General features: G+C 66.3%; 10 protein-coding genes and 1 riboswitch. Of the genes, 3 read left to right on the forward strand and 7 right to left on the reverse strand.

What is annotated here, in order from left to right; genetic code table 11:
* The first annotated feature begins 58 nt into the window (after positions 1 to 58).
* Positions 59 to 2,326 carry a hypothetical protein gene (locus ACX5I6_RS19050; RefSeq protein ID WP_461841485.1) on the forward strand — a complete coding sequence of 756 codons (2,268 nt, stop codon included), beginning with the start codon at positions 59 to 61 and terminating at the stop codon, positions 2,324 to 2,326.
* Positions 2,327 to 2,342: 16 nt separating this feature from the next.
* Here ACX5I6_RS19050 and ACX5I6_RS19055 read toward each other — a convergent pair whose 3' ends face one another.
* The 7 genes from ACX5I6_RS19055 to glyA form a co-directional block, all read right to left on the reverse strand.
* A complete protein-coding gene (locus ACX5I6_RS19055) occupies positions 2,343 to 3,449 on the reverse strand; it encodes a YihY/virulence factor BrkB family protein (protein WP_461841486.1) in 1,107 nt (368 codons plus the stop codon).
* Entirely contained in the window at positions 3,373 to 4,077 is a 705-nt protein-coding gene (locus ACX5I6_RS19060; RefSeq protein WP_461841487.1) for a 2'-5' RNA ligase family protein, read from the reverse strand. The genes ACX5I6_RS19055 and ACX5I6_RS19060 overlap by 77 nt, the downstream gene beginning before the upstream one ends.
* A gap of 4 nt (positions 4,078 to 4,081) precedes the next feature.
* Complete coding sequence (gene trpS / locus ACX5I6_RS19065; RefSeq protein WP_461841488.1) at positions 4,082 to 5,125, reverse strand: tryptophan--tRNA ligase; 1,044 nt, start codon at positions 5,123 to 5,125, stop codon at positions 4,082 to 4,084.
* A gap of 16 nt (positions 5,126 to 5,141) precedes the next feature.
* Complete coding sequence (locus tag ACX5I6_RS19070) at positions 5,142 to 5,975, reverse strand: exodeoxyribonuclease III (protein ID WP_461841489.1); 834 nt, start codon at positions 5,973 to 5,975, stop codon at positions 5,142 to 5,144.
* A 10-nt stretch (positions 5,976 to 5,985) separates the two neighbouring features.
* Positions 5,986 to 6,549, reverse strand: a complete 564-nt coding sequence (locus tag ACX5I6_RS19075; protein ID WP_285248321.1) for a hypothetical protein — start codon at positions 6,547 to 6,549, stop codon at positions 5,986 to 5,988.
* Positions 6,550 to 6,741: 192 nt separating this feature from the next.
* On the reverse strand, positions 6,742 to 7,644 hold the full coding sequence (locus ACX5I6_RS19080; RefSeq protein ID WP_461841490.1) for a bifunctional methylenetetrahydrofolate dehydrogenase/methenyltetrahydrofolate cyclohydrolase: 903 nt from the start codon (positions 7,642 to 7,644) through the stop codon (positions 6,742 to 6,744).
* A gap of 3 nt (positions 7,645 to 7,647) precedes the next feature.
* Positions 7,648 to 8,946, reverse strand: coding sequence for a serine hydroxymethyltransferase (gene glyA, locus ACX5I6_RS19085; RefSeq protein ID WP_461841491.1), 1,299 nt, complete (start codon positions 8,944 to 8,946; stop codon positions 7,648 to 7,650).
* Positions 8,947 to 9,091: 145 nt separating this feature from the next.
* Positions 9,092 to 9,177: riboswitch (ZMP/ZTP riboswitch) on the reverse strand.
* 43 nt (positions 9,178 to 9,220) lie between these two features.
* Between glyA and purU the strand changes: the two genes are divergently transcribed.
* Together purU and ACX5I6_RS19095 are read left to right on the forward strand one after the other, a co-directional pair.
* A complete protein-coding gene (purU, locus tag ACX5I6_RS19090) occupies positions 9,221 to 10,081 on the forward strand; it encodes a formyltetrahydrofolate deformylase (RefSeq protein ID WP_461841492.1) in 861 nt (286 codons plus the stop codon).
* A gap of 88 nt (positions 10,082 to 10,169) precedes the next feature.
* Positions 10,170 to 10,688 carry a gamma carbonic anhydrase family protein gene (locus ACX5I6_RS19095; RefSeq protein WP_461841493.1) on the forward strand — a complete coding sequence of 173 codons (519 nt, stop codon included), beginning with the start codon at positions 10,170 to 10,172 and terminating at the stop codon, positions 10,686 to 10,688.
* Positions 10,689 to 10,696: the final 8 nt, after the last annotated feature.

The following is a 10,696-nucleotide window of genomic DNA, read 5'->3' on the forward strand; positions in this document are numbered from 1 at the left end:
GGCCGGTCGGCTTTCCGTAACCGTGTCCTCACCCCCACTCCCCAGGAGGCCGTTCAGCGTGCACAGCCAAGGCGCCACCGACCGTCCGGTTAGGCCCAATGCCGCGCCGGGCAGCACCGTGCCCATCGACAGGAAGGCGCTGGTCAGCAGGCACAACGTCAGCCAGCGAACTCTGGACCCGCGAAGCCCGGTGTCGGTGGGGAACGGCGAGTTTGCCTTCACGATGGACCTGACCGGCGTGCAGACCTTCCCGGCCGAATATCCGGTGGGTGCCCGCGACGACGCCCTCGCGCCCGGGACACTCCTCGGTACGCTGTCCCAGTGGGGCTGGCATTCCCGTCCCGCCGAAGAGCCCTACGGACTGGCCGGCTCCACCGTTTCCTACGATTCGCCTCGCGGGCCTGTGCCCTACGTGGACATGGTGGGTGACATCGTCAACGACCGCGAGACCGGCACCTCGGCCGCCGAAACGTGGCTGCGGGCCAACCCGCACCGGCTGGACCTGGCTCGCATCGGCTTCATGCTGGCACCAGGCCCAACCGAACAGGCCATCAGCCGAACAGACCTGGCAGGCACCGGGCAGACCCTCGACCTGTGGACAGGCACCGTCCACAGCGGCTTCACCCTTGGTGGCCGGCCGGTCAACGTCCTTACCGCCTGCCATCCGCGTCGCGATGAACTGGGCCTCCACGTGGAATCACCCGTCCTCCACGAAGGGCTGGTGCTCTGCGTTGATTTCCCATACGGATCCGAGGCCTGGCACAACGCCGCCGATTGGAACCGGCCGGAGGCCCATACCACCACCCTCGGGGAGCCTGTCGCGTCTGAGGTCCATCCTGGCTCGACAACGTGGACCGTTCACCGTGAACTGGACGACGCCCGGTACCGGATGCTGGTCAGCGGCGCCGGACTCGTCGTGGAACAAACGGGCAGGCACCGGATCCGGATCAGCACCTTGCCCGGCGGCCCCGGAGTGCTGGACGTCGCGTTGGCCTTTGTGTCCGCCGGCGATGGCGACTGCATCCCGCGAACCGTGGACGACGCCTTTCCGCCGGTGCAACTGCCGCGCGGAGACGCAAAAGCCGGTGCCGCCGTCGGGCCCTTCCCTGGCAGCAACAGCCCCGGCAACAGCATTGCCGCTGCCTCCGCGGACCATTGGGAGGGATTTTGGAGCACGGGGGCCGCCGTGGAACTGGATGCCACCGCGGACGCCCGTGCCAAGGAGCTTGAGCGCCGCATTGTCCTCTCCCAGTACCTGACAGCGGTCAACTGCGCCGGCTCCCTCCCGCCCCAGGAAACCGGGCTCGTCTGCAATTCGTGGCGCGGACGGTTCCATCTTGAGATGCACTGGTGGCACGCTGCACATTTCGCCCTCTGGGGCCGTGCAGACCTCCTGCTGCCGTCCCTGCGGTGGTACACCACGGTCCTCGAGACGTCGCGGCAGACGGCGAGGGCCCAAGGGTTCGACGGCGTCCGCTGGCCCAAGCAGGTGGGCCCGGACGGGCGGGAGAGCCCCAGCCCGATCGGCACCTTCCTTCTCTGGCAGCAGCCGCACCCCATCTATCTCGCAGAACTCGTCTATCGCGCCAATCCGTGCAAGGAGGTCCTGGCGGAGTTCGCGGAGATCGTGTTCGAGTCGGCCTCGTTCATGGCCAGTTTTGCGCACCCCACAGCGCGCGGATTCGAATTGGGGCCGCCCCTTGTTCCGGCCCAGGAGAGCTACGGCGCGCTCAGGGCCTCCGTCACGAATCCCACCTTTGAGCTGGCGTACTGGCAGTGGGGCCTCCGGACCGCCGCTTTATGGCGGGAACGGCTGGGCCTGGAACCTGTGGCGGCGTGGCAGGACGTTGCAGGAGGACTCGTTCCGCCGCGCATCATGGACGGCGTCTACGCAGCGATAGACGTGGAGCCTTTCACCATCAGGACTGACCACCCGTCGATGCTGTGCGCATTGGGGGTCCTGCCGCGGACGGACCTCATTGACGAAAACATCATGCGGGCCACACTGGCCGATGTCCTGGCTGGCTGGGATTGGGAAAGTACCTGGGGTTGGGATTACCCGGTCATGGCCATGGCCGCTGCCCGCCTGGGTGATCCGGAGGCCGCTGTGGACGTCCTTTTGCAGGATGCGGGCAAGAATACGGTCCTGCCCAACGGGCACAACCGCCAAACCGATTCCCTGCCGCTGTACCTGCCTGGCAACGGCGGCCTCCTGGCCGCCACAGCATTGATGGCCGCCGGATGGGACGCCGGCCCTGACCGTCGCTCCCCCGGTTTCCCGCCGGGCTGGACAGTGCGGTGGGAAGGGCTGCTGCCCTTCCCCTAGGACCCCTTCGCCGGGGTCAGGTCTGGGGTGTCGCCCGGCGGGCACCAAGGATCGTTTTGCGGGGCTTGCCGCCGGACGCGAGGTCCGCCTCGCGCACCGCTGACCACCCTGCGGACACGAGATAAACCTGGCTGACCAGGTTGAACCAGATAAGCAGGCCGATGATGATGGCAAACGGTGCCAGGATGGGGTTCCGGCTGGCACCGCCCAACAGTTCCGTGCTGAAGATCTGCAGCACTGTGGTGCCCACGGCGGCAAGGATCGTTCCCTCAAGCAGGGCCTGGCGGGAAAGCTTCAACCCGGCAGCCAACCGGAACATGATCAGCGCGGTGACCCAGTTCAGGACCAGTGGCACCACAATCTTGACGGACGTGGTCAGCGGGCCGGCCAGGGCGTCGCTGAGATGCAGGAAATCGGCAACCCAACCGGCGGCGGTGCCGAACACCAGCGATGCGCCCGCACTGATGACGAGCGCCACGCCCAGCAGAAGCAGGGTCCCGGCGTCGCGCAGCTTGAGCAGGATGGGATTGACCACCAGCGGAGGCAACTCAACTACCCCGCGGAGGCCGTCCCGGAGGCCGTTGATCCAGCCGAGCGAAGTAACCACGGTGACCACGGCGCTGATTACGGCCGTCCAGCCCAGTCCGCTGGGATCCAGTAAGTCCTTGGGGTCCACCAGGCCATCGCCGCCGTTGATCTTCAACAGGCCCGGGGCGCTCCTGGCCACGCTGCTGATGATGGTGTCCAGGAGGGCCGGCTGACCGCGGAGTACCAGGCCGGCCACGGAAAAGCCGGTGGCCAGCAGGCCCGTGATGGAGAAGAACATGTTGAAGCCGATGCCCGCGCTCATCAACGGCCCATAGTGGAGTCCGTAATGCCTGAATGCCCGCATGGGCCGCACGACGTTCAGCCGGGCAGTGAACAACTGTACCCACGCCAGCAGGGCACGAACCTTGCCGCCGGAGCGTCGCGCCTTATGCCAGTCGCTGCGCTTCTGGATGACGTCCAGCTTCAGCCGGGCGATTTCGGTAGGCAGGGGCTGCTGGTCAGACGGCGTCCGTTGCGGTGTTCGCGGCAGCGTCCGTGAAGGGGGTGCCGGCGTCGTTGTTAGTTTCGGTCCCAAAATCCAGCTCTTCCCTTAGCTGCCAGATGCCGTCGGCATCATGCTCATAGAGTCCCATGCTAACCACGGGGAAGGTTGCCTTATAGTTCTTCAGTGCCGTTTCGGCCTCGTCCAGGCTTTCCGGGGCGACGTCGTGGGCAATGGTGACGTGGGGATGGTAGGCGAACGGCAGCTCGCGGTGCAGGGGACCCTGCTGCAGCCTGCGGTGCAAATCCACGCAGTGCTCGAACCCTTCCTCCACTTTGATGAAGACAACAGGCGAGACGGGGCGGAACGTTCCCGTCCCGGCGATTGTGACCGTGAAGGGCCTTTGGCACCGGGCAACCTCGCGGACGTGCCGACGGGTTGCCTCCCAATCCTGGGTGGGCGTGGTGGTGATCAGGGTGATGTGCGCCGGTATCACTCCGGCCATCGGGTCCCCGAACGACGCACGCCAGCGCTGCAGCTCCGCGGCAATCTCGTCCGGGAAACCCAGGATGACGCCCACGCTGACGTCTTCGGTCCCGGCCGCGCCGCCTTCCGCCACGGCATCCTGCCCGGACCGGTCCTCGTAACGGTTACGCCGGGTCCGCTCCGCCTCGCCGGCAGGGCACGCGCCTCCCCTGGCGGTAGCGTTTTTCGAAGACATGGCGCTAGCGGACTCCAGCGAGGCTGAGGGACGGCAGGAAGCCCATGCGCTCGTAGACCCGTGCGAGGGTGACCGAAGCGATCTCCCGGGCCCGGTCGGCGCCCAGGGCCAGCAACCGGTCGAGCTCGGCGGGATCGGCCATGAGCTCGTTCGTGCGGTTGCGGATCGGGGTGACGAAATCCACCACCACCTCGGCGAGGTCCACCTTGAGGTGGCCGTACATCTTTCCTTGGTACTCGGCTTCCAGCTCGGCGACCGATTTGCCGGTGAGGGCGGAATAGATGGTCAACAGATTGGACACCCCAGGCTTTTCCTCGGCGTCAAAACGGATCTCCGTTCCGGCGTCGGTGACCGCGGACTTGATGCGCTTGGCTGCGATCTTGGGATCTTCCAGCAGCTGGATGGCACCGTTGGGCGACTCACCCGTCTTGGACATCTTGGCGCTGGGGTTCTGGAGATCGTAGATCTTGGCGCTTTCCTTGACGATCGTTGCCTCGGGCACCGTGAAGGTCTGGCCAAACCGGGTGTTGAAACGCTGGGCCAGGTTGCGGGTCAGCTCAAGGTGCTGGCGCTGGTCCTCGCCAACGGGGACAAGGTCGCTCTGGTAGAGCAGGATGTCGGCCGCCATCAGCGTGGGGTACGCGAACAGGCCCAACGTGGCGGAATCTGCTCCGGATTTCTGGGTCTTGTCCTTGAACTGGGTCATCCGCGACGCCTCGCCGAAGCCCGTGATGCAGTTCAGCGCCCAGGCAAGCTGTGCGTGCTCCGGCACATGGGACTGGACAAAGAAGATGCTCTTGTCCGGGTCGATCCCGGCGGCGATGTACTGGGCCGCGACGATGCGGGTCCGCTTGGCAAGTTCCCCGGGCTCAAAGTCCACCGTAATGGCGTGCAGGTCCGGGACGAAGAATACGGCGTCGTACTCTGCCTGCATATCCACCCAGTTGCGCACGGCTCCGATGTAGTTGCCCAGGTGGAGGGAATCGGCGGTCGGCTTGGCGCCGGAGAGGATGCGCTTCTTGGCTGTCTGGGAAGTCTGGCTGGTCATCGAAGAACTTTCGGGCTTAGAGCTGGTAGTCCACTACCAGCGGGGCGTGGTCGGAGAAGCGGGTGTCCCAGGAGGCGGCGCGGTCGACGACGGCGGACAGGGCGCCGGCCGCCAGCCCGGGCGTGGCCAGGTGGTAGTCGATGCGCCAGCCGGTGTCGTTGTCGAAGGCTTTTCCGCGCTGGGACCACCAGGTGTAGGGCCCGTCCATCTCGCCGGACAGGTTCCGGTGGACGTCGTGCCAGCCGATTTCCCCGCCCAGGAAGCGGTCAAAGTATTCGCGTTCCGCCGGCAGGAACCCGGCCTTCTTCACGTTGCCCTTGGCGTTCCGGATGTCGAACGGTGTGTGGGCGACGTTCAGGTCTCCCACCACCAGCGCATGGTCGCTGTGCTTGGCCAGCTCCGGCAGCCGGGTGACCATGGCGTCCAGGAAACGGAATTTGTCGTCCTGCTTTGGCGTCCCCACCTCGCCCGAGTGCACGTAGGCGCTGGCTACGGTGAGTTGAACGGGGTTCCCGGCGGCGTCCGGGTACCGGAAGTCGGCCTCCACCCAGCGCCCGGCCGTGGCAAAGTAGTCGTCGCCGATCCCGTTCCTGGTGGCCAGGGGTTCCTGCCGGGACGCGATGGCGACGCCGGCACGGCCTTTCGCTTCCGCTTCGGCGTGCAGGATATGCCAGTCATCCCCGAGCAGCTGCCGGACGATCGCGTCGGGGGCGCGTACCTCCTGCAGGCAGAGGATGTCCACGTCCCGCGGCTCAAGCCACGCCGCCATGCCGTTTTTGTAGGCAGCCCGGAGGCCGTTTACGTTGACGGATGCGATGCGAAGGTGGTCCTTGTTCAATGCCGAGCTCACCCGCTCCACTCTAGTCGATGATGGTTCCCGCGACCGGCTCTCCGCTGCCGCCGGAGGACTTGATCATGTCCCGGGCATTGGTGGCTGTGATCTCGATGGTCTCCAGGGCGCGGTTGATGGTGTCCTGATTGGCGGCCGCACCCTTGGCGCGCTCCTCTTCCACCACGCGGACCTGCACCTGGACGATCTTGAAGGAGTGGTCAAGCTTGAGGTCACGTACTTCGTCAGCTTCGGAGCGTTCGTAGATCACACGGGTTCCGCCGTGGTCGGCGGAAGCGGGCGCGGGAGCGCGGCCGGTGGCAGTGTTGAAGGCGCTCTGCGCCTCGGTGAGCTTTGCCCCCGCCTTCCTGGCGGCCCGTTGAATGCTGAACACCACGAACGCAGCCAAGGCCAGCCAGAAGCCGGCGATGATGGCAACCACCCAACCCACGACGTCGTTCTGGTTTGCGGCGAAGAGGACGGCCACGATGAACGCCGTTACCAGGACCATCAGGCCCGGCCCGCTGATGCGGAACATCGAAAAGCCGCCCCTGGCGGGTTTGGAGGATGACGGTGAGCTGCCCAAAGTTCGCATGCAGCCATTGTCTCAAATGGCCGGCTGTGCTCCGGCCCTCTTCCACCCCCGGCGAACAGGGGCACTCCCCCCGGAACAGGCTCCGGCGGCGCGCAAGTGGCAGGACGCCGGCAGTTTCGTTAACGGCCGACGGCGGCACGGCGCCTTCCCTGCGAAAGGTGCCGTGCCGCCGTCGTGCGCCCGGTGGCGGGACTACTGCGCGATGCCGGCTGCGCGTTCTGCCGCCTCAACCACGTTGGTCATCAGCAGCGCCACAGTCATGGGTCCGACGCCGCCGGGGTTCGGCGAGATCCAGCCGGCCACCTCGGCAGCGGCGGGATCGATGTCGCCGTACACGCGGCTTTTGCCTGTTTCCGGATCGGTCTCGCGGGTGACCCCGACGTCCAGCAACGCCGCGCCCGGCTTGACGTCCGCCGCCTTGACGATGTGCTTGACGCCGGCAGCACCCACGATCACGTCCGCCTGCCGGAGCAGTTCCGAGAGGTTCGTGGTGCCGGTGTGGGTCAGGGTCACCGTGGCGTTGACGTCCCGGCGGGTCAGCAGCAGGCCGATGGACCGGCCGATCGTGACGCCGCGGCCCACCACCACAACATGCTTGCCCGCCAGGCTGTACCCGTTGCGCTCAAGGAGCTCGATGACGCCGCGGGGCGTGCACGGCAGCGGCGTGGTGATCTTGTGGTTGACGTTCAGCACCAGCCGGCCGAGGTTGGTGGGGTGCAGCCCGTCGGCGTCCTTGGCGGGATCAATGCGTTCCAGGATCGCGTCGGTATCCAGGTGTTTGGGCAGCGGCAGCTGCACAATGTAGCCGTGGCAGGCCGGGTCCGCATTGAGTTCGTCAATGAGGCTCTCCACCTGCTCCTGGGTGGCGTCCGCGGGAAGTTCGCGCTGGATGGAGTTCATCCCGATCTGCGCAGATTGCTTGTGCTTCATGGACACATACAGCTGCGAGGCCGGATCCGCCCCGACCAGTACGGTGGCGATCCCCGGAATGACGCCCTTGGCCTTGAGTGCGGCCACGCGGTCAGTCAGCTCGGCTTTGATGGCAGCGGCGGTGGCCTTGCCGTCAAGGATCTGCGCGGTGGTGGTTTCAGTCATTGGTCACCACTGCTCGTGCTGCGGGTAGAGCGGGAAATCGGCTGCCAGCTTGTCAACGCGGGACTGCAGGGCCTCGACGTCGGCGCTGTTGCCTGCCTTGAGGGCGGTGGCGATGATCTCGGCGACCTCGGTGAACTCGGCAGCGCCGAAGCCGCGGGTGGCCAGGGCCGGGGTACCGATGCGCAGGCCGGAGGTGACCATCGGCGGGCGGGGGTCGAAGGGCACGGCGTTGCGGTTGACGGTGATGCCCACGGAGTGCAGGAGGTCTTCTGCCTGCTGGCCGTCCAGCTGGGAGTTGCGCAGGTCAACCAGTACCAGGTGGACGTCGGTGCCGCCGGTGAGGACGGAGACGCCTGCCTCGGCGACATCGGCCTGGTTCAGCCGGTCGGCGATAATCCTGGCACCTTCGAGGACGCGCTCCTGGCGCTCCTTGAATTCCTGGGTGCCGGCGATCTTGAAGGCAACGGCCTTGGCGGCGATGACGTGCATGAGCGGGCCGCCCTGCTGGCCCGGGAAGACGTTGGAGTTCAGCTTCTTGGCCCACTGTTCCTTCGCCAGGATCACACCGGAGCGGGGACCGGCGAGGGTCTTGTGCACGGTGGAGGTGACGACGTCGGAGTGCGGCACCGGGCTGGGGTGCAGTCCGGCGGCAACCAGGCCCGCGAAGTGTGCCATGTCGGTCCAGAGCAGCGCACCCACTTCATCGGCGATGGAGCGGAACGCTGCGAAGTCCAGGTGGCGGGGGTAGGCGGACCAGCCGGCGATGATGACCTGCGGCTTTTCGGCGATGGCCTGCTCACGCAGCTTGTCCATGTCGATGCGGAAGTTGTCTTCCTCGACCTGGTAGGCGGCAACCTGGTACAGCTTGCCGGAGAAGTTCAGCTTCATGCCGTGGGTCAGGTGGCCGCCGTGTGCCAGGGACAGGCCCAGGATCTTGTCGCCCGGGGTGATCATGGCGGAGAGGGCAGCGGCGTTGGCCTGGGCACCGGAGTGCGGCTGGACGTTGGCGTACTCCGCACCGAACAAGGCCTTGACCCGGTCGATGGCCAGCTGCTCTGCAACGTCGACGTATTCGCAGCCGCCATAGTAGCGGCGGCCAGGGTAGCCCTCGGCGTACTTGTTGGTGAGGACGGAGCCCTGGGCTTCCATCACGGCGCGGGGCGCGAAGTTCTCGGAGGCAATCATTTCCAGGGTGCCGCGCTGGCGGCCAAGCTCCTGGTCCAGGACTGCGGCGATTTCGGGGTCGAGCTCAGCCAGCGGCTGGTTGCTGACTGCTGTGGTAGAGGTGGCTGTAGTAGTCACGAAGAACTCCTGGCTAGGGATACGGGCACTGCTTAGGTCAGGCTACCGGCTGGCGCGCTTTCCCACCGCGTTGATGACAGGGCGTGGAAGCACGGCATACTGTTGCTGCGCTGGCGCGTGGCAGCCCCAATTCCGGCAAAACATGACCCTCGGCCCAGGCGTACGATCCGTGGTCTTCGTGATTGCCGCTCCCTGGTGGTTAGCCACCCAACGCCAGTTGCGACCCTTCCAGCCTACCAAAACCGGCGCCCGCGGCGCGGGTAGGCTGTTACGCGTGAATGAACAGCTGCTGAACCAAGCGTACGTCGTAACCCTGTCCTGCCCGGACCGTCCCGGAATCGTCCACGCCGTGGCCGGAGCCCTGTTGGTGGCAGGCTGCAACATCACGGACTCACAGCAGTACGGCAGCCCCACAACGGGCAACTTCTTCATGCGCGTGGAGGTCACCACAGCCGCACCCAAGTCAGAACTGCGTGCGGCCCTTGAACCGGTGGCGGAGGCCTTCTCCATGCAGTGGAGCCTGAACACTGTAGGCGACAAGGTGCGCACCCTGGTACTTGCCAGCACCGCCGCGCACTGCCTCAACGACCTTCTCTTCCAGCAGCGTTCCGGGACCCTGCCCATCGAGATCCCCGCCATCGTGTCCAACCACCAGGATCTGGCCGGGCTCGCTGAGTTCTATGGCATCCCGTTCCACTACATCCCGGTCACCAAGGACACCAAGGTGCAGGCAGAGGACAAGCTGCGCGGCATTATTGCCGAACACGGCGTCGAGCTGACCGTCCTGGCCCGCTACATGCAGATCCTCTCGGACGACCTCTGCAACGAGCTGACCGGCCAGGCAATCAACATCCACCACTCGTTCCTGCCGTCCTTCAAGGGAGCCAAGCCGTATCATCAGGCCCACGCACGCGGCGTGAAGCTCATCGGTGCCACGGCACACTATGTCACCGCCGCCTTGGACGAGGGCCCGATCATCGAGCAGGAAGTCATCCGCGTTGACCACGCCCGCACGGCGGAGCAGTTCGTCCAGATGGGCCGGGACGTGGAGGGGCGCACCCTGGTCCAGGCCGTCCAGTGGCATGCCGAGCACCGGGTGCTGCTGGACGGCAACCGGACGGTGGTCTTCAACTAAGCCCCCTCCCCCTGCGGCGGCAGCCGCAACAAACCAGTCGCAATGGACACCGATGCCGCCGCCGGGAGGGGTGGCTTAGGGTGAAGCCATGGCTCCTCTATACCCTTTCGCCGGCAATTCCCCGGCTGTCCATGATTCAGCGTTCGTGGCCCCGTCAGCGTCGATTATCGGCAAGGCAACACTGGCCGCAGACTCAAGCGCGTTCTACGGCGTCTCGGTGCGGGCCGACACCGCGGCCATCACCGTGGGTACCGGCAGCAACCTGCAGGACAACGTGGTGCTGCACGCCGACCCCGGCTTCCCCTGCACGGTGGGCGACCGGGTCAGCGTGGGGCACGCCGCCGTCGTGCATGGCTGCACGGTGGAGGACGACTGCCTCATCGGGATGGGCGCGACCGTCCTCAACGGCGCCGTGATCGGTGCCGGCTCGCTGGTGGCGGCCGGCGCCGTCGTCCTGGAAGGAACCGTGGTTCCGCCGCGGTCCCTGGTTGCCGGGGTGCCCGCCAAGGTGCGCCGCGAACTCACGGAGGAAGAGTTCGACGGCGTGCGCGCCAATGCTGCCCGGTACGTGGAGCTCGCAGCACAACACCGCGAGCTCCACCAGTAGGTTTCGAC

This window comes from Arthrobacter sp. MMS24-T111 (assembly GCF_054888995.1).